The sequence below is a fragment of the Psychrobacillus sp. FSL K6-2843 genome, from assembly GCF_038626375.1.
Lineage (GTDB): Bacteria > Bacillota > Bacilli > Bacillales_A > Planococcaceae > Psychrobacillus > Psychrobacillus faecigallinarum.
The window spans coordinates 2,398,546-2,418,048 of the sequence record NZ_CP152021.1 but is presented as its reverse complement, the minus strand read 5'-3'; the positions used below and the strand labels follow the sequence as shown (position 1 = coordinate 2,418,048).

General features: G+C 35.3%; 19 protein-coding genes and 2 pseudogenes. 19 read left to right on the top strand and 2 right to left on the bottom strand.

Annotation, left to right across the window (positions count from 1 at the left end; translation table 11 throughout):
• Window positions 1-60 precede the first annotated feature (60 nt).
• The 11 genes from MKY94_RS12260 (at window position 61) to MKY94_RS12210 (ending at window position 8,588) form a co-directional block, all read left to right on the top strand.
• Window positions 61-522 (top strand): YqeG family HAD IIIA-type phosphatase, encoded by a 462-nt coding sequence (locus tag MKY94_RS12260; protein WP_229654121.1) that lies wholly within the window; start codon window positions 61-63, stop codon window positions 520-522.
• Window positions 519-1,622 carry a ribosome biogenesis GTPase YqeH gene (gene yqeH / locus MKY94_RS12255; RefSeq protein WP_191696847.1) on the top strand — a complete coding sequence of 368 codons (1,104 nt, stop codon included), beginning with the start codon at window positions 519-521 and terminating at the stop codon, window positions 1,620-1,622. Before MKY94_RS12260 ends, yqeH begins: the two co-directional genes overlap by 4 nt.
• 11 nt (window positions 1,623-1,633) lie before the next feature.
• On the top strand, window positions 1,634-2,449 hold the full coding sequence (aroE, locus tag MKY94_RS12250; RefSeq protein WP_191696848.1) for a shikimate dehydrogenase: 816 nt from the start codon (window positions 1,634-1,636) through the stop codon (window positions 2,447-2,449).
• A 1-nt stretch (window position 2,450) separates the two neighbouring features.
• On the top strand, window positions 2,451-2,756 hold the full coding sequence (gene yhbY / locus MKY94_RS12245; protein ID WP_144535817.1) for a ribosome assembly RNA-binding protein YhbY: 306 nt from the start codon (window positions 2,451-2,453) through the stop codon (window positions 2,754-2,756).
• Entirely contained in the window at window positions 2,753-3,325 is a 573-nt protein-coding gene (locus MKY94_RS12240) for a nicotinate-nucleotide adenylyltransferase (RefSeq protein ID WP_342577115.1), read from the top strand. The genes yhbY and MKY94_RS12240 overlap by 4 nt, the downstream gene beginning before the upstream one ends.
• The gene (gene yqeK, locus MKY94_RS12235; protein ID WP_144535821.1) at window positions 3,315-3,890 is read left to right on the top strand and encodes a bis(5'-nucleosyl)-tetraphosphatase (symmetrical) YqeK; all 576 of its coding nucleotides are present in this window, start codon (window positions 3,315-3,317) and stop codon (window positions 3,888-3,890) included. Before MKY94_RS12240 ends, yqeK begins: the two co-directional genes overlap by 11 nt.
• The gene (gene rsfS / locus MKY94_RS12230; protein ID WP_144535823.1) at window positions 3,887-4,240 is read left to right on the top strand and encodes a ribosome silencing factor; all 354 of its coding nucleotides are present in this window, start codon (window positions 3,887-3,889) and stop codon (window positions 4,238-4,240) included. The genes yqeK and rsfS overlap by 4 nt, the downstream gene beginning before the upstream one ends.
• Window positions 4,240-4,977 carry a class I SAM-dependent methyltransferase gene (locus MKY94_RS12225; protein WP_151109382.1) on the top strand — a complete coding sequence of 246 codons (738 nt, stop codon included), beginning with the start codon at window positions 4,240-4,242 and terminating at the stop codon, window positions 4,975-4,977. Before rsfS ends, MKY94_RS12225 begins: the two co-directional genes overlap by 1 nt.
• A gap of 79 nt (window positions 4,978-5,056) precedes the next feature.
• Complete coding sequence (locus MKY94_RS12220; RefSeq protein ID WP_191696850.1) at window positions 5,057-5,674, top strand: helix-hairpin-helix domain-containing protein; 618 nt, start codon at window positions 5,057-5,059, stop codon at window positions 5,672-5,674.
• Between the two features lie 68 nt (window positions 5,675-5,742).
• A complete protein-coding gene (locus tag MKY94_RS12215; protein ID WP_151109386.1) occupies window positions 5,743-6,324 on the top strand; it encodes a ComE operon protein 2 in 582 nt (193 codons plus the stop codon).
• An 11-nt stretch (window positions 6,325-6,335) separates the two neighbouring features.
• Window positions 6,336-8,588, top strand: a complete 2,253-nt coding sequence (locus MKY94_RS12210; RefSeq protein WP_191696851.1) for a DNA internalization-related competence protein ComEC/Rec2 — start codon at window positions 6,336-6,338, stop codon at window positions 8,586-8,588.
• Window positions 8,589-8,641: 53 nt separating this feature from the next.
• Here the strand turns inward: MKY94_RS12210 and MKY94_RS12205 are convergent, their stop codons facing one another.
• The gene (locus tag MKY94_RS12205; protein ID WP_144535833.1) at window positions 8,642-8,776 is read right to left on the bottom strand and encodes a YqzM family protein; all 135 of its coding nucleotides are present in this window, start codon (window positions 8,774-8,776) and stop codon (window positions 8,642-8,644) included.
• A gap of 154 nt (window positions 8,777-8,930) precedes the next feature.
• Here MKY94_RS12205 and holA point away from each other — a divergent pair, with 154 nt between their 5' ends.
• Window positions 8,931-9,935, top strand: coding sequence for a DNA polymerase III subunit delta (gene holA / locus MKY94_RS12200; protein WP_151109390.1), 1,005 nt, complete (start codon window positions 8,931-8,933; stop codon window positions 9,933-9,935).
• Window positions 9,936-10,106: 171 nt separating this feature from the next.
• On the opposite strand, the gene rpsT is transcribed toward holA, so the two are convergent.
• Complete coding sequence (rpsT, locus tag MKY94_RS12195; protein WP_144535837.1) at window positions 10,107-10,355, bottom strand: 30S ribosomal protein S20; 249 nt, start codon at window positions 10,353-10,355, stop codon at window positions 10,107-10,109.
• A gap of 160 nt (window positions 10,356-10,515) precedes the next feature.
• Between rpsT and gpr the strand changes: the two genes are divergently transcribed.
• The 7 genes and pseudogenes from gpr to lepA all read left to right on the top strand — a co-directional run bounded on the left by gpr (window position 10,516) and on the right by lepA (window position 19,476).
• A complete protein-coding gene (gpr, locus tag MKY94_RS12190; protein ID WP_191696852.1) occupies window positions 10,516-11,526 on the top strand; it encodes a GPR endopeptidase in 1,011 nt (336 codons plus the stop codon).
• Window positions 11,527-11,580: 54 nt separating this feature from the next.
• The gene (spoIIP, locus tag MKY94_RS12185; RefSeq protein WP_151109393.1) at window positions 11,581-12,402 is read left to right on the top strand and encodes a stage II sporulation protein P; all 822 of its coding nucleotides are present in this window, start codon (window positions 11,581-11,583) and stop codon (window positions 12,400-12,402) included.
• 384 nt (window positions 12,403-12,786) lie between these two features.
• Window positions 12,787-13,578: a M15 family metallopeptidase gene (locus MKY94_RS12180; protein ID WP_151109395.1), complete on the top strand. Its 792-nt coding sequence runs from the start codon at window positions 12,787-12,789 to the stop codon at window positions 13,576-13,578.
• A 701-nt stretch (window positions 13,579-14,279) separates the two neighbouring features.
• Window positions 14,280-15,497: pseudogene (locus tag MKY94_RS12175) on the top strand (ATP-grasp domain-containing protein).
• An 18-nt stretch (window positions 15,498-15,515) separates the two neighbouring features.
• On the top strand, window positions 15,516-15,956 hold the full coding sequence (locus MKY94_RS12170) for a CotY/CotZ family spore coat protein (RefSeq protein ID WP_151109397.1): 441 nt from the start codon (window positions 15,516-15,518) through the stop codon (window positions 15,954-15,956).
• Between the two features lie 66 nt (window positions 15,957-16,022).
• Window positions 16,023-17,047 (top strand): annotated as a pseudogene (locus MKY94_RS12165) (YheC/YheD family protein).
• 599 nt (window positions 17,048-17,646) lie between these two features.
• Complete coding sequence (lepA, locus tag MKY94_RS12160; RefSeq protein ID WP_144535845.1) at window positions 17,647-19,476, top strand: translation elongation factor 4; 1,830 nt, start codon at window positions 17,647-17,649, stop codon at window positions 19,474-19,476.
• The last annotated feature ends 27 nt before the right edge of the window (window positions 19,477-19,503 follow it).

The following is a 19,503-nucleotide window of genomic DNA, read 5'->3' as shown; positions in this document are numbered from 1 at the left end:
TTGTATTCAAATTTTATACCAAGTGAGTTCGTTAGAAGTGTATTTCATATAACACCTGAAATGTTGAAGGAAAAAGGTGTTAAAGCAATTATTACAGATTTGGATAACACATTAGTAGAATGGGATCGTCCAGATGCAACCCCTAAACTAATTGAATGGTTTTCTGCGATGAAAGAAGCTGGAATTCAAGTAACCATTGTTTCAAATAACAATGAATTACGAGTGAAATCGTTCGCAGACCCATTAGGGATTCCTTTTATATATAAAGCGAGAAAGCCTTTAGGAAAGGCTTTTCGTCATGCGCTGAGTATAATGTCTGTAAAAAAAGAGGAGGTTGTAGTTATCGGAGACCAACTCTTAACAGACGTTTTCGGAGGAAATAGACAAAAGCTCCATACTATTTTAGTAATACCGGTTGCAAAATCAGATGGATTTGTTACCAAGTTTAACCGGATGGTTGAAAGAAGAATTTTTAGTTACTTGGACAAAAAAGGACAAGTTACATGGGAGGAAGAAGCGTGACAGAAGCACCAAAGTGTATCGGTTGTGGAACAGTTATCCAAACCGAAGTTGTAGGAGATCCGGGATACGCTCCTGTTTCATCCCTAGAAAAAGAAGATATTATTTGCCAACGTTGTTTTCGATTAAAGAATTACAATGAATTACAGCCTGTATCATTAACTGACGATGACTTTTTAAGAATATTAAATGGCTTAGGCACGCAAAAAGGTTTGATTGTTAAAGTTGTTGATATATTTGATTTTAACGGAAGCTGGCTACCAGGCTTACATCGTTTTGTCGGGAACAACCCTATACTATTAGTCGCAAATAAAGCAGATTTATTACCTAAATCAGTTAAGAAAAATAAAGTAATCAATTGGATGAAACAAGAAGCTAAGAAATCAGGCCTTTCTCCGATCGACGTTTTGTTTGTTAGTGCTCATAAAGGTACGGGAATGCCTGAAGCTATGGACGCAATTGAACATTATCGTAAAGGTGAAAATGTCTATGTTGTAGGATGTACTAACGTCGGGAAGTCTACTTTTATTAACAGAATTATTAAGCAGGCCACTGGAGAAGATGCAGTAATCACTACGTCACATTTTCCCGGAACAACTTTAGATATGATTGAAATACCTTTGGATGACAAAAAAGCACTTTATGATACGCCGGGGATTATTAATCATCATCAAATGGCTCATTACTTAGATCCGACTGAACTTAAATTCATCACGCCTAAAAAAGAAATAAAGCCTAAAGTTTTTCAGCTTAATAACGAGCAAACTCTTTATTTGGGTGGATTATCCCGTTTCGATTTTATTAAAGGCGATCGTTCAGCATTTACTTGTTATATAGCAAATGATATTCCAATTCATCGTACTAAGCTGGATAACGCTGAAAACTTATGGAAAGAGCATCGAGGAGAGTTATTGTCACCTCCTTCGGAGAAGTTTACAGATTTACTACCTCCATTAGTTCGCCATGAATTCAAGATTAAAGAAGACAAAACAGATATCGTGTTTTCAGGACTTGGATGGATTACTGTGCAAAAAGGTGGAGTAATTGTAGCGGCTCATGCACCTGCAGGAGTAGAAGTGTCCATTCGTCCATCTCTTATATAGGGGGAAATACTATGAAGAAATGGTTTGCAGTTATAGGAAATCCGATTGCTCATTCGTTATCTCCATATATGCATGATTATTGGCTTTCGTCACAAAATATTAATGCTAGCTATATTCCCATACAAGTCGAGGATGGAAAGCTTGAGCAGGCTGTACAATCTTTAAAGCTACTAGGCTGTAGTGGTTGGAATGTTACAGTGCCATATAAGGAGGCAATTATTCCTTTTTTGGACCAAATAGATGAGTCAGCCGTAGGAATCGGTGCAGTTAATACAGTAGTAAAAACAGAGAGTGGACAATTTGTAGGCTATAATACCGATGGCTTAGGATTTATACGTTCTTTGGGCCAGACCGAGAACACAAATCGTATATTAATTCTTGGTGCGGGAGGAGCAGCGAGAGGTATCGTTTATGCCTTTAAGCAGCTTGGCTATCAAAAACTATCTATTGCGAACCGTACGAAAACCAACGCAGAAAAACTCGTACAAGAGCTCCAATTTGGACAAGCTATAACTTTTCAAGAGGCAGAGGAACAATTGCAAACATTTGATATTGTGATTCAAACTACACCTCTTGGCATGAAAAATAACACTAAAACGCTTCCCATAAATTTAAAGGGGATAAAAGAGAATGCAATTGTTGCTGATATTGTATATAATCCTTTAGTTACCCCTTTTTTAGAGGAAGCAGAAAAATATAATGTTCGAACAATTAATGGACTAGGTATGCTTGTACATCAAGGTGCCCTAGCCTTTTCATATTGGAACGGAAGTTATCCGAATACCAATGATATGATTCAACGATTGACAGAGCAATTAGGAGGATAATATGTTAACAGGTAAGCAAAAAAGATTTTTACGTAGTCAAGCGCATCACCTTTCACCAATATTCCAAGTAGGTAAGGGTGGCGTTAATGATGCAATGACAAAGCAAATAAGTGAAGCTTTAGAAGTGCGTGAATTGATCAAGATCAGTATCTTACAAAACTGTGAGGATGAAAAGCAAGAAGTTGCAGAAGCTCTTGCAAAAGGTGCTAGAGCAGAGCTTGTTCAGTTAATTGGTTTAACGGTAGTTCTTTATAAGCCTTCTAAAAACAATAAACGAATTGAGCTTCCTAAAGCGAGTAAGGCATGAAAAAAAAAGTAGGGATATTGGGAGGAACATTTAATCCTCCACATATTGGCCATCTAATCATTGCTAACGAAGTGTTTCATGCACTGGGTTTACATGAAGTGAGACTAATGCCAAATGCAATTCCCCCTCATAAGTCAAAAGATATACGCATTACCTCTGAACAACGCTTAAAAATGCTAGAAATTGCTGTTACTGATATTGCTTATCTGGCTATAGAAAAAATAGAGCTTATTCGAGGTGGAACCTCTTATACATTTGACACTATGAAAATTTTAGCAGAACGGGAAGCAAATACTGATTTCTATTTCATCATTGGTGGGGACCAGGTAGAATATTTACCAAAATGGCATCGTATAGACGAGCTATTAAAAATAGTTCAACTTGTTGGTGTTGCAAGACCAAGCACCTCTATAGCGACTGCATATCCTATTACTACAATAGATATACCCCAAATCGATATATCTTCTACTGTCATACGAAAACGTTTGGAGAACGGAGAAACAACGAGGTTTCTTCTCCCGGATAACGTAAGAGATTACATTGAAAAGGAGAAGCTTTATGAGATTTGAACACATTCTAGAGCAAATGAAAAATCGTATGCCGGAGCGACGTTATATCCATACAAGAGGTGTTGCAGAAACTGCTATTGAACTAGCGGATAAATACGGAGCAGATACAAAAAAAGCAGAAATTGCCGGGATTTTACATGACAGTGTGAAATATGCCGAAAAAGAGTGGTTGAAAAGTATAATCATATCTGAAAACATGGATGCAAAATTATTAGAATTTCACCATGAATTATGGCATGCTCCGGTAGGAAGCTACGTAGCGAAAAAAGAATTTAATATCGATGATGAGGACATACTAAATGCCATAAAATTTCATACCACTGGCAGAGCTGGAATGTCTGATTTAGAGAAGATAATTTATATTTCCGATATGATAGAACCTAGTCGTAATTTTCCAGGAGTAGAGGATTTACGAAAAATAGCGAATATAGACCTAGAAGAGGGCATGCTAAGTTGTGTGCAGCATAGTATGGCATTTCTAATAAAAAAAAGACAGCCGGTTTTTCCGGATTCATTTCATTGTTATAATGACTTGATACAAAAGAGAGGAAAAGTGAAAGAATGACTTCAAACAAAACATTAGTCGAGATTGCTTATAAAGCTGCCGATGACAAAAGAGCAGAGGATATTGTTATATTAAATATGCAAGGAGTATCATTACTTGCTGATTATTTTCTTATTTGCCACGCTAACTCTGATCGTCAAGTTCAAGCGATTGCAAAGGAACTTTTTGACCAAGCGAGCAAAGAAGGATACAACGTTAAACGCATGGAAGGCTTTGATGAAGCACGTTGGGTATTAGTGGATATGGGCGATGTAGTAGCTCACGTATTTCACAAGGATGAGCGTTCTTATTACAACCTAGAGCGCCTATGGGGAGATGCTCCTATGATCGAAGTAGGGCAAGATGCTTAATGTCTACTTATGATCAGTTTGCCTTTATCTACGATTCGTTGATGTCAGATATACCATATGACAAGTACGCCGAATGGGTGCAGGGTAAAGCACCAGTTTCGGAAAATAAACGACTAGTTGATATAGGCTGCGGCACAGGAGTACTAAGTGTAAAGTTTGCAAAAGCTGGCTATGAGGTTATCGGCATTGATTTATCTGAATCAATGCTGACTGTAGCCCAAAACAGAAGCCTTGAGGAAAACGTTAACATTTCTTTTTTGTGCCAATCTATGGCTGAGATAGATGGGATAAACGATGCAGATATAGCAGTAATAGCTATAGATTCTATCAACTATCTAGAGACCTTAGAAGAGACAGAACAGACCTTTGCTCGAGTGTATGATTGTTTAAATGATGGAGGTCAATTGTTTTTTGATATCCACTCATTATTTAAAATGGATAATATATTCCCAGAAGGACCTTTTACTTACGAGGATGACCAGGTGGCATATATTTGGCATACAGAGCAAGGCGAGGAAGCTCATTCTATCTATCATGATATAACCTTTTTTGTACGTGGAGAATCTGGCTACTATGAGCGATTTGAGGAATCTCATTATCAGCGCAGCCACCCTTTAGAAATATATTTCGACTTACTCCAAAAGAGTGGGTTTTCTAACGTCTCTGTTTCAACCTCTATTTTTGGCGAACAGTCAGAGGATGAAGTAGAGCGGTATTTTATTCATGCAATAAAATAATACTTTTCAAAAAGAGGTAAATTTAGTATATTTTGTATAACTCCATATATTTACCTCTTTTCGAAAGAGGATGATTGCATTGAATTCCAAATTTAAATTGATACACATTAAGAAATTTCTGCTCCCAATAATAGTTTTAACCTTTCTCCTGTTTATTTTAATCCAAAAGCAATTTAACTCAGCAAACCCCTCCGCTGAGGAAATTCAACCTTCCCTATTAACTAAATCTAATTTCCCTGAAGAAGAAACAACTGAATACGAAGAGAATACCACTATTTTTGTCGAGATTAAGGGCGCTGTTTCAAGGCCTGGAGTCTATGAGCTAGAAGTTGGTGACCGTGTTTTAGAGGCTATCTCACTTGCTGGAGGTTATAAGCCAGAAAGTGATAGTAAAATGATTAATCACGCTCAAAAAGTGGAGGATGAAATGATTATTTATGTTCCTGAGTTAGGTGAAGTAATGGAAGACTCATTTAACATCTCCTCATCCAATTCTTCTGACCAATTAGTTAATATTAACAAAGCAGATGTACAAAGTTTAACTACTCTCCCAGGAGTTGGCCCATCTAAGGCTGCAGCTATTATTACCTATAGAGAGGAGAGTGGGGGCTTTAAGGTAAAAGAAGACTTGTTAAAGGTGACAGGAATAGGTCAGAAGACTTTTGAGAAAATAGAACCCCATATCAAAGTGAATTAAATGACCATATTGAAGTTTAGCCACTAAAGCACTAAACTTAAAGAAGTACTAGTATGGGAGGTATTTATATGGAGCGAATCACTTGGGACCAATTTTTCATGGCACAAAGCCATTTACTTGCTTTAAGAAGTACATGTACTCGGTTAGCAGTTGGAGCAACGATTGTTCGAGATAGACGTATTATGGCTGGAGGCTATAATGGTTCAATCTCTGGTGGAGAACATTGTATTGATCATGGATGTTATGTAGTGGACAATCATTGCGTTAGAACAGTACACGCTGAAATGAATGCGTTATTACAATGCGCAAAATACGGTATTACTGTAGGCGGCGCAGATTTATATGTTACTCATTTTCCATGTTTACCATGTACAAAATCGATTATTCAAGCAGGCATTTCAAGATTATATTATGCACAAGACTATAAAAACAACGACTATGCGATTGAATTACTTAACAAAGCTGGAGTAGAAATTATTCATGTTCCTTTCGATGAACGCAAAATTGATTTTTTGAGTGATGAAAAGGTAAACCTATATATGGAGCTAATTGTAAAGCTTAAGGAGAAGGGCGCAAGTGAAGAAGAATTATTGCCATATGAAAGGAAGGTGGCTGAATTATTTGGATTGGAGCAATCCGAGGTAATGTAATATATTTTGCAATGTCGATTTTACTGGCCACTATAGCTGCTTTTGAATCGACATGGCTATTGTTCTTTTTTGTAATCCTATTTTACTGGTTTCTTTATAAGCAAATTCCTATTCTTTTATCTTCTAGTATAATAGCTATTGGGATTTGTACATTTTTCCTTGTAGAACTCGTTAATCCTGAAAATATAACTAAAAACGATGTAAACACTATCACATGGACAGATAATTATCGTATTAATGGTGGCTTTATAAGAGGTTTTGCAGCTTCTGATTCCGGTCAAAAGTGGTATGTACAGCTTAAAATATCAGATGAGCAGGACAAGGTTTTTTTCTCAAACTATTCTCTAACTGGATGGGAGCTTCAAGTCAAGGCTAACTCACCGTTGGATCAACCCCTAGCTCATCGATATGCGTTTGACATGGAATCTTATATAAAAAGCCATGGAGCGGTTGGTCAATTAAATATTGATGAATACGAGCTGGTAAGTAAAAAATATAGTTTTCGAGTTTATATGGCTGAGCAACGATATAGGATTAAGCAGCATATTCAAAGGACCTTTCCAAATTCTCTTCAAGCGGAGGCTGAGGCTCTATTAATTGGCAGTAGAGAAAGTATGCCACCTGAACTTCAAGATGCCTATCAAACATTAGGAATAACTCATTTATTTGCTATCTCAGGCCTCCATGTAGCATTAGTAGTGCTACTTCTTCATGAAGTATTAATACGTCTCGGAGTACGAAGAAAAACAGCTAATTGGTTATTAATCATTGTTTTACCGCTTTATGGGCTTATTGCTGGTGGAGCGCCTTCAGTGTGGAGGGCGGTATCTGTGACAGAAATTCTTTTAATAAGCGGTCTTTTCAAAAAAAAGCTTGTCATTTCTGACGCATTTTCTTATAGCTTTATTGGTTTTCTTCTTTATTCTCCATGGATAATTTATCAAGTAGGATTTCAGCTATCCTACTTAGCTGCTTTTTCTTTAATATTTTCCGCGAGCATGTTAAAACTAGGGCGCTCTTATATAACTCAATCATTTATCTTAACAGCTGTTTGTCAGCTTATAGTTTATCCTATTTTAATATATCAATTCAACGAAATTTCTCTATCCTCTTTTATAGCCAATCTTTTGTTTGTCCCTCTATTTTCATTTATTGTACTTCCTATCAATATTATTTTACTTTTAATCACCTTTCTTTCTCCATCTATATGTAATCTTGTTTTTTTATTCTACGAACCAATTCGCCTATTACTGGACGATTTTATCCTCTATATAGGATCGTTTCCATATCAGGTTTGGAATCCTATTCAACCGAAAGTTTGGTATGTAGTAATAGCATATGTGAGTGTCATTACTTTTTTTATTCAATTGGAAAGAATGAAATCTATAAAGAATGGCTTGCTCGTTCTTTTTACCCCAATCATTTTATTGCAACTAGCGCCATATTTAGATTCTTCGACTCGAATTACCTTTTTAAATGTAGGACAAGGAGATTCTATTGTTATTGAAATGCCTTATAGAGAAGCAGTCATTATGATAGATACTGGAGGTGTGCTTAGATTCGACCAAGAGGCTTGGAAAGAGTCTAATAATAAGTACGAGGTTGGAAGACAAGTTGTTGTTCCCTTTTTAAAGGGAAGAGGGATAAGGAAAATTGATACAATGGTGTTATCACATGCAGATGCAGATCATATGGAGGGCGCCGAGGAGGTGCTTCAAGAAGTTAAAGTTGGAGAAATACACATTACACCTGGCTCCTATGAAAAAGCTATTATGCATGATTTAAGAGAGGAAATAAACTTAAAGCAAATACCTGTCATAGAAAAATTTACAGGTGAGAGAATTGAATCTTCTTACTATAACCTATCTTATTTATATCCGATGGATAACATATATGAAGGAAATAATGATTCATTAGTTTTATCTATGAGTAACGATTATTTTAAAGGGCTTTTTATTGGAGATTTAGAAAGAGAGGGAGAAATAGTATTAAGTTCTGCTTATCCTGACATCCTCCAGGATCAGACTGTACTTAAGTTAGGACATCATGGTAGTAAAACATCTAGCACGCAAACTTTTTTGGAAGTGGCTAATCCTCATTTGGCAGTTATTTCAGCAGGCTTTAACAATAGATATGGGCATCCGCATTCTGAAGTTTTGGAACGATTGCATACTTTAAAAATTCCATTTTTGCAGACCGGTATAGATGGAGCTATAGAGATAATTATATCAAAAGAGGGAGAAGTAACTATTTCTACTCATTAAAATTTGAAAGAGAAAAGGGTTTTGTCTGTGAAAGACAAAACCCTTCTCGTGTATTATCGAGAAACAAACTCGATAACTACTGCAATAATAAACATAATGGCAAAAAATCCAAAGGAGACTACAAAACCTACGCCAGAGTCGATTGCGTCATTACGTTTCGACTGTACATTTTGTTCAAATTCATTCATTGTTAACCCTCCTATTTCCACATAATTATAAAGGATAGTGCTCAAAAAATCTACACACAAACTTTCTTATTTCCCTTTAATTATATAATGTCACAAAGTTTTCACCATATTTACGCTATAATATATATATCTAAAAGTAGTAAGGAGCACCAACATGATTTCAGAAAAGTGGATGGAAATTTCAAAAGGAAATATTTCAAATGTATATTTATTATACGGAACAGAAGCATATTTCATAGAAGAAACTATAAAAAAATTGAAAAATAAACTTGAGGATGAAGGAGAGCCAGAGATTATCTACTTTGATTTAGAGGAAAGCAATGTAGAGCAAGTTTTATATGAGGCAGACACACTTCCTTTTTTCTCAGATAAAAAATTAATTATCGCGAAAAATACATTCTTCTTAAAAGCTACGGAAAAGGGAAAAGAGAAAATCATTCATGATACGGCATTGCTGGAGAACTGGCTAAAAAATCCTTCTCCCTCCGCTATAGTAGTTTTTGTAGCTCCGTATGAGAAGCTGGATGAACGGAAGAAAATCACAAAGGCGATGAAGCAGGCTTCTAATGTAATAGAGGCAATGAGTTTACAAAATCATGATTTAAAAAGCTGGGTTTTACATGAAGCTTCAAATGAAGGGAAAAGTATATCAGAGGAAGCGGTAAACCGTTTAATTGAAAATGGAGGAACAAATTTAGTTCACTTAAAAACGGAAATCTCTAAAATTGCCACTTTTATTGGCGAGGAACAAGAAATCGATGAGGAAACTGTTAAGTCATTACTGGTTCGTACCCTTGAAGAGGATGTTTTTACACTGGGGAATGCTTATTTAGCAGGCCGAAAAAGTGAAGCAATTGAGATTTATCATGACTTATTGAAGCGAAAAGAAGACCCTTTAAAGTTAAATGCGCTTATAGCTACTCAGGTGAGATTAATGATACAAGTAAGCCATTTGAAGAAAAAAGGCTATCATGCCCAACAAATTGCCACTCAATTGAAGGTACATCCTTATCGTGTGAAGCTATTGTTCGATAATCCATTACTTCATCAAGAGGAGAAGTTGATTCACACATTAAATGATTTAGCTACTGTTGATCTTCAGTTGAAAACTTTAAGTACAAATAGAGATCGTATTTTAGAATTGTTTTTATTGAAGTAGTAGAATCTGTCTGGTTTTGGCCTGCTCCAAACGCTAATCTTGTTTTTTAGCACATGTCATCTAATTCTCAAGAATATAGATTTTTGAAATCAAACTAATTGTCGAATAATAAATATAAAAAAGCAAAAAATAAAGACTGACCGAGTTTGAATTCGGATCAGTCTTTTTTTATTACGCTTTTTTCATTAATTGAGCTTTCTTACGAGAAGCTGCGTTTTTATGAATTAAACCTTTAGAAGCTGCTTTTTCAACTTGTTGAATTGCAGTTTTAATAAGTTCTTTTGCGTTTTCATCGTTATTAAGTGCAGCAGTGTCAGCTTTTTTTACAGCAGTACGCATAGCTGATTTTGCTTTTGCATTTTGAGCGTTTAAAGTCTCGTTTTTCTTAACACGCTTGATTGCAGATTTAATGTTTGGCATACCTTTCACCTCCTAATAAGGTCTGAGATGATACATTTTTTTGTTGGTAACAGTTTATACAACAAGCATTATTTTAACAAACGAAAAAACAAATTGCAATATATAAATGCAAAGAATATTTACTTGACACTTTGAACAAACTATTTTAGAGGTGATTATAATGTGGGGAAGAACAGATTTAATCGATGAATCGGAAGAAATGGTGAAACACCGTACAGAAAGTCAGAAAGCTAAATTAGACAATTCAGAAGGTATTAAATTTGATGAGGGTCGCAATGGAGCGGTACTTATTACTTCCATTGAAGTGAACGAAGAAGGTGAAAAACAGATTGGTAAGAAACAAGGGAAGTATATTACCTTGACTGATCTGACCCTTAGTCCACACGATGAGAAGAGTTTTGAAAACATAGCGAGGACTTTCATTGATCATCTTCGAGATATGCATAAAGAGTTTAGTTTAACAGATGAATCCAAAATATTAATAATTGGACTTGGAAATGCGACAGTTACACCCGATGCTATTGGACCAAAAGCAATTGAATACCTACAAAATTCTTCTTTGACTAATAATGAAAAAGTGAAAGTTGTTATGTATGCTCCAGGTGTAACTGGTCAAACCGGTTTTGAGACAAGCGATTTTGTCAGTGCCATAAGCGAAGCATTTAAGCCTGATCTTATTCTTGTGATGGATGCTTTAGCTGCAAGAAATAGCGAACGTCTTTGTAAGACTATACAAATTACAAATACAGGTATACACCCTGGTTCTGGTGTAGGAAACCAGCGCAAGGAAATATCAAAGGAAGTTTATGGTGTTCCTGTTACAGCAATTGGAGTACCAATGGTTGTAGACGGTCCAGTGTTATATGCAGATGCAGTTGAGCAAGTCATTCATCACGTGGCAGCACGCGTGGAGGAGAAGGGAAAACCTTCTTCTGCCCTATCTGTTACTCCAATGGTTTCAAATAAGACAAACATCGATAAAAAAGTGCTTGAGCCTATTTTTGGAGAATGGGTTGGTTGGTCTACTGAAGAGAAAAGACAATTATTTGAGGAAGTTTTTGTTGGAAAAAATCCTTCTTTATTTGTTACACCAAAAGAAACTGATTTATGGGTAGAACAGTATGCATATATGCTTTCCACAGGCATTGAAACATGGATTACAAGTAAATAGGTCGTTCTAAAATTCCTTCTCTTCTCATACGATTGTGTGAGGAGAGTGGAACCTATGACTAATACCTTAAAGAAGCTGACTAGCATTTTATTACTCTTATTTTTAGCCCCTATCATCATTGCAATAATCCAAACACCTCTTATGACCGAAACGACAACGGAAAAAGTAACTGAAAAGAAAAAAGAGGAAATACCTGTTGTATATGCAGCGCAAATTGAAACACCCCCTGTTACTCAGACACAAACGGTAGCAGAAATTTTGCCACCTCGAAAAGCTTTCGTCTATTTTACACATTGGCAAGAAGCATTTAAACCAATATTAGCTGCCAGTGGAGAAAAGATCGAGATATATCATCAAGAAAAGAATATTACTAACTTTCAAGAACAAATTACGGCTCAATTTGCTTTTCATCAAGTAGAAACAGAATTCCTTTCACTTGAAAATCCATCTGAAACTAAAAACTATAATTCTGTAAGACCTTTTGTGAAAGATGCATTATCCCAAAGTAACTATGATATTATTTTAGATATTCATAGAGACTCTGCAAAGGCTGCAACCACTACTTTACAGGTGGGAGAAGAGAGCTATGCCAAGCTTATGTTTGTCGTTGGAGGAGAACATGAAAATTATAAATGGAATCTCCAGCTAGCAAATAAGTTAACAGAAGAGCTAAATACATTGGTTCCGGGAATTGCTAGGAAAGTAACTGTTAAAGTCGGTGATGGTGTAGATGGAGTATATAATCAGGATCTCAATAAAAACTCTGCGCTCATTGAGCTTGGTGGAATTGACAGTACAGAAGTGGAGTTAAATAGGTCAATTGCTATATTAGCGAAAGCTATTTCAAATATTCTTAATGAACAAGTAGTATCTTAGCGTAGTGGAATTGCTTAGCTATATTTAAAAGTTGAAAGGGCTAATGAGGCACCAGTTTGAAATTCATCCCATAATGGATCTTAAGAAAAACATATAGATAAAAGTATGCCGTGAACTCAAGTGTTCTCGGTATTTTTTTATGGAAAATAAATGTGTCGCTTTTGATGTAGTTTTTTGCATTATGAAGTAATCAATTTAGAATTAGCAAACTAATTATTCGATAGGTTGCGTTAATAGCTTAAACTTAATAGATTTTGCTGAATACAATAAATATAGGGATGCTTTTACGCTAGCTATATTAACAGATGGTTGTAAATCGCAAGCCTATCTATCCTTTTAAAAAAAGGTGATTACAAACTTAAAGTGAATTGAGGTGAATAAAATATGGTGGTATCACTTGAAGAACTGATAAAACGCTCCATTAATCGGATGGGAGCTGTTCATCCTTCTCTAAAGGAATATACAATTGAGCTAATAAAACGTTGTTACAGTGAAGGTATCCATATACAAATATCCTCTGGATTTCGTTCCAAAGAAGACCAAGCATATATTTATGGTCAAGGAAGACCGAACTTCATTTGGAATGGCAAAAAATACGGCTCAAAGGGTAGTATAATCTCCAATGCTGCCCCAGGGACGTCCATTCACAATTATGGACTGGCTATTGATTATTTTTTAGTTACTGATGACGGAAACAAATCAATATGGACAGTTAATGAGAATTGGAAACGTGTTGCAGAAATCGCAAAGTCTATGGGCTTTGAATGGGGTGGAGATTGGACAAGCTTTAAGGATTACTCGCATTTGCAATATAACAAAGGTTTATCCATTGCTCAATTGAAGGCCGGGCAAAGGCCTATCTTTCCTTTGATTAAGGTAGATGATAAGGAAGTTACAGACACTGCTAAAATCATGTGGGGTAAAACTGAGCTTAAAAAAGGTCAAATAGGTAAGCTCACAATTCTGAAGCCCATTAATCTGTGGACAGAAAAAGAGGGAAAGCTAGTAGAGGTCCGAATTTTAAATCCAGGAGAGGAATATCGGGTTTATAATTATCGAGAGTTACATGGGGGTCAATATAATGTCGGGGATAACCATTGGGTAACAAAAATGGATGGATATATTAAATATGAAACACCATCCAAGGCAGTTCTAGAACAATTAAATGGGAAATGATAATAGCCTCGCTCACTTAACGTGGGTGGGGTCTCTTAGTTTCATAATTCTATATTAACATTAACAACCACGAAGAAATGGTATTTATGTTATTTGGGAAGAGAATCTTTTTTTGGATGCTATAGTGAAAAGAATTCGAGAGAGTATGTCTATCTCAACCTAAGGCATTAATAACAAATTTAAATAAGTTCTACCATAGAGGTACGCTATTCTCTTATATTTGCGTTTTATGGAGTTATAAAAAATAAGTTGATAGAATGGTCCAACTAATTTTTATGATCTTGTAATGATTTAAAAATGGCTTTAAATAGAGTCGTATAATTGTTATTTTCTATTTAGATTTTGGTCTATGTTAGGTGCATCGGTATAGAGTAAAAGAGGCAGTTCAAATAAACATGTCTTAAGTAACCCTAAAAAAATAATGCAGAGGAAGGGTAAGTCGAGATCACTCGCGGTTGATTATGTCTTAACTGTTCGCTCCTTCCAGTAAAGTCAGCGCTTGTCACTACAATCTACCAAGTGACAAATGTTCGTATTTTAATGATAAAGTGCTGTTTATGAAATTTAACTTTAAAATATTTCATTTATTTATTCTTAATATGTAGGTAAGTTGTCCTAAACAAATCAAGCTGCTATCGAATAAACTGCTTAAGGACTAAAGATACTAAGAAAGTCACTAGAAAGGTTGATAATACAAAATTATGAAAACCATTATTTTTATAGGTAGTAATAAATCGGGTTCAAGTAGGGAGGCAATAAAAGCTGCTGAGAGGCTAGGTTTTTTTACTATATTGTTAACAGATAGGGAATTGCAATTTAAAAACAGGCCTGATTTTCCCGATGTTCATCAATTGGTCTTTGTTGAATTGACCAATTATAATTTGTTAAAGGAAAATATAAAAGCAATACAATCACAAGGGAAAAGAATAGAAGCTATATTGAGTTTTATTGATCCTTACGTCCATGTAGCGGCTCAACTCTCAAAAGAATTTGAATTGACTGCTGTGCCCCCGGAACCTTTAGCGAAAATGGAGGATAAGCTTTTAACACGTGAACTATTAAAAGATCTTCCTGTCTCCCCCTATTTTGCAAGGATTGTAAAAGATGACTCTTTAGAAGACTTTATCGATAGACAAAAAGAGTCATTTCCTCTCATTGTAAAAACACCCGTATCATCTGGTTCTAAAGATGTTTTATTTGTCAAAGATGAAGAAGAATTAGTTCTCTCCATTAATAATCTATTTAAATAAGGAAGTAATGAAGTATTATTAGAGGAATATTTAGATGGACCTCAATATTTGATTGAAGCTTGTGTTTACAATGGTGAAGTTCATATCATTGCAGTCCTTGAACAAGAAATTTCTTTCTTAGAACGTTTTATTGTTACTGGTTATTCTTTGTTAGGGGAAATGGATGAAGCCTTTTATAACGATATATATAAAACTGTGTGTTTGATTTTAGAGCGTTTTGAAATGGATAATGGATCTTGTCATTTAGAAATGCGATTAATTAATAATGAATGGAAATTAATTGAAATAAATCCTCGTATTTCTGGTGGCGCAATGAATAGAATAATTGAACTAGCATATGGAATTAATTTGGTTGAAGAGACAATAAAAATATTTTTAGGACAAGAGCCTAACTTCGAAAAAAAATACAGCAGGTTTGTGTATGCTCAGTATTTAACGAGTCATTCTACAGGGAAATTAATAAAGGTCACAGGAAAAAATCGCAGTTCCCGGCTACCGGGAGTAGACGAAGTTTTTATAAAGCCTAAAAAAGGGAAAATACTCCATCCACCTCTATTCATGGGCGATCGCTATGGTTATGTATTGGCTTCTTCAGACAATAAAGAGGAAGCAATGAGCATTGCGAAAGAGGCCGCAAAAGAAATTCGTTTTTATATTGAACCAGTATAACTTTTGGAGTGAATAATAATGATTAGTAACGGAGAAACAAACTCATATGAGGGCGAATCAACCAGTAACATTAAATCCATATTGAAAACAGTCTACGAAATGCAAGTCAAGGCAAAATTACCAATCTTTAAAGGTATACTTCACGATACCATTCCAATTGTTTTTAATTCTTCTGACGCTACTGAACCTTATTTTGCTTACGGTATAACCTCAACTTGTCAAACCTCATTTAGAACTTGCTTTTTCCGTATTGAAGACCTAGTCCACTCGATTGTCCACTTATCATTATTATATCCAATTGATATAGAAGGAAATTATACTGATACTATACGCATGCCATATGGTTTAGAAAAAACGCAAATTAATGTGATTGTATCCGTTCAAGATTTTTGCAGTATCCAGTGCATCAATCCGAATTTAATTAATCGTCAAAGTATAATAATTGGAGATAAATGGTGATAAGTAAAATAAATTTTTTATAATAATTATCAGTGATATTTTGTAAAAGGAGTTGAGAAAGACATCATGACTTTAATCGGTATGATGCATCATAGAGCGGAACCAGAGAAAGTAAAGAAGGCATACGCCTATTCGGTTGTGAAGGGGTGGAGTTTTTTTACTTTACACCAGGGAAAGTGGATATAAAAAACCAAAAAATAATGGGTAAATATTATGAAAATGGTATGTGGATTGAAAAGGAATACCCTTTTCCAGACGTTATTTATAATGCGAGTTATCCTTTAAGTAAAAAAGCAGAGAGAATAGTCGACTATTTATCTGAAAGCATCCCATTTACAAGTCATTCAATTGGAAGTAAATTGAGTGTCTATAAAAGGGTGACGAAAGGTGAGGAATTTAAACAATACCTGATTCCTACACTCGAACTAACAAGTGTCAAAGATTTACTAGATATGATTAATTTATATTCAAAGATTATTATGAAACCTACTTCTGGACACCAAGGCGAGAGTGTTCTCTTTATTGAAAAAGAAGAGGATGAATTCAAAATTAATGACGCGGGCAAAATCTCAATATATACGAAAGAAGAGTTGCTAGACTTTGTATCACATAAAATCCAAGAACAAGAATATATAGTTCAGAGGTTTATATCATGCCAGATAAAATCAGGCCATGTATACGACTTACGTTTGCATGTTCAAAAAAATGGAGAAGGCAAATGGGTCATAACATCGATATACCCCCGTATTGGACCATTAGGAAGTATTACATCAAATTTAGGTAGTGGCGGTTATACTGCTTATCTGGACCGTTTTTTGCAAAAAGAGTTTAATGATGACTGGTTTAATATTAAAAGAGAACTTGAGCATTTTTCGTTAAGCTTTTCTAACCATTTTGATGCATTATACGATGGTTCTCCACTCGATGAATTAGGAATCGATGTTGGAATCGATGAAAACCAAAGACTATGGTTATTTGAAGTAAATTGGCGACCAGGAATTCCAATAATATTTAATAGTGAATTAGACGTAGCAAGAAATACGATTCATTACGCCAAGTATTTAGCTCTTAATAAAAAGAAATATTTTTGAATAGAGGTTTAGAGAAGTCAAGCTGCCTGTATTTTTTGAAAAGCACATTTATTATAAGACTGTGTACAACATTGAAGAACTACACTAGCTAAAAGAAGACAGTTAGGCTTAAGAAAGTGATTTTAAAAGAAAAGGGGATAACTAGAGTCTTAAAAATACATTTTTAAAAACAAAATTAAAGCTTCTCTTCAACTAAAATGTGCTTAGTTGAAGAAGAGTTTTAAAAATAATAATCATTTTAAAACTGTATTTTGAATACCCCAAAAAGAACATTTGTATAATATAATCTCGAAGTGCATTTATTTTTGTTGTTAACACATGATCGAAAATTTCAGTGAGTTAACCTAATGATTGAAAAAGTTAGTTATCCTAATTCTAATAAAATACTTACTCATTCCTGTACATTCGCCCCTGTTATATATATTTTTGTTGCCCAATATAGCCTCAATTATGCTTATTAAAGAATGTAATTTTCCATAGAATGAAATTCCTCCATTCTTTCAAAACATTGAAATATAAGGGTTTTAAGCTTGTTGTTGTTGTAATATACATTCTTTTCATAGTATAATTCATAATAGTTTAATTAGGAGTGAACATGCATGAATAATGAAGAAAGATTGGCACGACAGAAAAAAATCCGTAATTTCTCGATTATCGCCCATATAGACCATGGGAAGTCGACACTTGCGGACCGTATTTTAGAAAAAACGAAAACATTAACATCTCGTGAAATGAAAGACCAATTGCTTGACTCTATGGATCTTGAAAGAGAACGAGGAATTACGATCAAATTAAATGCAGTACAGCTTAAATACTTGGCACAAGATGGGGAAGAATATATTTTCCACTTAATTGATACTCCTGGACATGTCGATTTTACATATGAGGTATCTCGAAGCTTAGCAGCCTGTGAGGGTGCTATATTGGTTGTCGATGCTGCACAAGGTATTGAAGCTCAAACATTGGCAAACGTATATCTAGCTCTTGATAATGATTTAGAAATTTTACCAGTTATCAATAAAATAGATTTGCCCGCTGCTGATCCAGAACGTGTGAAAAAGGAAGTTGAAGAGGTAATTGGTTTAGATGCTTCTGAAGCTGTGCATGCATCAGCAAAAGCTGGAATTGGTATAGAAGAGATTTTAGAGCAAATTGTGGAGAAGGTTCCTGCACCAACAGGTGACCCGGAAGCCCCACTACAAGCACTAATTTTTGATTCTCTTTATGACCCTTACCGTGGTGTAATTGTCTATATCCGAATCATGCAAGGAACAGTTAAACCGGGAGACCGCATTAAAATGATGTCATCTGGCAAGGAATTCGATGTGGTTGAGACTGGAGTATTCACACCAAGAACGACACAACGTGATGAACTGACAGTAGGGGATGTTGGCTTCTTAACAGCTTCTATGAAGGATGTCGGTGATTCAAGTGTTGGGGATACCATTACTTTAGCGGATAATCCAGCTACAGAGGCATTAGCTGGCTATCGAAAAATGAACCCGATGGTATTCTGTGGATTATACCCAATTGATAATTCAAAGTATAATGACCTTCGTGATGCTTTAGAAAAGCTACAGCTGAATGACTCTGCATTAGAATTCGAACCAGAATCCTCTCAAGCTTTAGGATTTGGTTATCGTTGTGGTTTCTTAGGACTATTACACATGGAAATTATTCAAGAGCGTATTGAAAGAGAGTTCAAAATTGACCTTATTACTACAGCACCAAGTGTTATCTATAACGTAAAACTAACTAGCGGTGATACACTTAAAGTAGATAATCCTTCTATGATGCCAGATGTTCAAAAGGTTGACTCCATCGAGGAGCCTTATGTAAAAGCTTCTATTATGGTTCCAGAAGATTACGTAGGATCAGTTATGGAGCTTTGCCAACGTAAACGTGGTAACTTTATTACAATGGACTTTCTATCATCTGCACGTGTAAATATTATTTATGAAATTCCACTTTCAGAAATAGTGTATGATTTCTTTGATTCGTTAAAATCTAGCACTAAAGGATATGCTTCCTTTGACTATGAGCTTATCGGCTACAAGGAATCTAAGCTTCAAAAGATGGATATTTTATTGAACGGCGAAAAAGTAGATGCATTAAGCTTTATTGTTCATAAGGATTTTGCATACGAGCGTGGAAAGCTTATTGTAGAAAAGCTGAAAGCCTTAATCCCAAGACAGCAGTTTGAAGTACCTGTTCAAGCAGCAGTGGGACAGAAAATTATAGCTCGTTCTACTATCAAATCTATGGGTAAAAATGTTTTAGCTAAATGTTACGGCGGAGATATTTCTCGTAAGCGTAAGCTACTTGAAAAACAAAAAGAAGGTAAAAAGCGTATGAAACAAGTTGGATCTGTGGAAGTACCGCAGGAAGCCTTTATGGCAGTTCTGAAAATGGATGAGCCAAATAAATAAGTTTCCGTTAACCTAACCATGGAGAGG

Bases quoted from the DNA above. Each gene is read 5' to 3' on its own strand.
- MKY94_RS12205 (WP_144535833.1), bottom strand. From the start codon at position 8,776: ATGAATGAATTTGAACAAAATGTACAGTCGAAACGTAATGACGCAATC.
- holA (WP_151109390.1), top strand. From the start codon at position 8,931: ATGATTTCAGAAAAGTGGATGGAAATTTCAAAAGGAAATATTTCAAAT.
- MKY94_RS12240 (WP_342577115.1), top strand. From the start codon at position 2,753: ATGAAAAAAAAAGTAGGGATATTGGGAGGAACATTTAATCCTCCACAT.
- MKY94_RS12225 (WP_151109382.1), top strand. From the start codon at position 4,240: ATGTCTACTTATGATCAGTTTGCCTTTATCTACGATTCGTTGATGTCA.
- aroE (WP_191696848.1), top strand. From the start codon at position 1,634: ATGAAGAAATGGTTTGCAGTTATAGGAAATCCGATTGCTCATTCGTTA.
- yhbY (WP_144535817.1), top strand. From the start codon at position 2,451: ATGTTAACAGGTAAGCAAAAAAGATTTTTACGTAGTCAAGCGCATCAC.
- MKY94_RS12215 (WP_151109386.1), top strand. From the start codon at position 5,743: ATGGAGCGAATCACTTGGGACCAATTTTTCATGGCACAAAGCCATTTA.
- MKY94_RS12180 (WP_151109395.1), top strand. From the start codon at position 12,787: ATGGTGGTATCACTTGAAGAACTGATAAAACGCTCCATTAATCGGATG.
- MKY94_RS12210 (WP_191696851.1), top strand. From the start codon at position 6,336: ATGTCGATTTTACTGGCCACTATAGCTGCTTTTGAATCGACATGGCTA.
- spoIIP (WP_151109393.1), top strand. From the start codon at position 11,581: ATGACTAATACCTTAAAGAAGCTGACTAGCATTTTATTACTCTTATTT.
- MKY94_RS12260 (WP_229654121.1), top strand. From the start codon at position 61: ATGTTGAAGGAAAAAGGTGTTAAAGCAATTATTACAGATTTGGATAAC.
- lepA (WP_144535845.1), top strand. From the start codon at position 17,647: ATGAATAATGAAGAAAGATTGGCACGACAGAAAAAAATCCGTAATTTC.
- rpsT (WP_144535837.1), bottom strand. From the start codon at position 10,355: ATGCCAAACATTAAATCTGCAATCAAGCGTGTTAAGAAAAACGAGACT.
- yqeK (WP_144535821.1), top strand. From the start codon at position 3,315: ATGAGATTTGAACACATTCTAGAGCAAATGAAAAATCGTATGCCGGAG.
- rsfS (WP_144535823.1), top strand. From the start codon at position 3,887: ATGACTTCAAACAAAACATTAGTCGAGATTGCTTATAAAGCTGCCGAT.
- gpr (WP_191696852.1), top strand. From the start codon at position 10,516: ATGTGGGGAAGAACAGATTTAATCGATGAATCGGAAGAAATGGTGAAA.
- MKY94_RS12170 (WP_151109397.1), top strand. From the start codon at position 15,516: ATGATTAGTAACGGAGAAACAAACTCATATGAGGGCGAATCAACCAGT.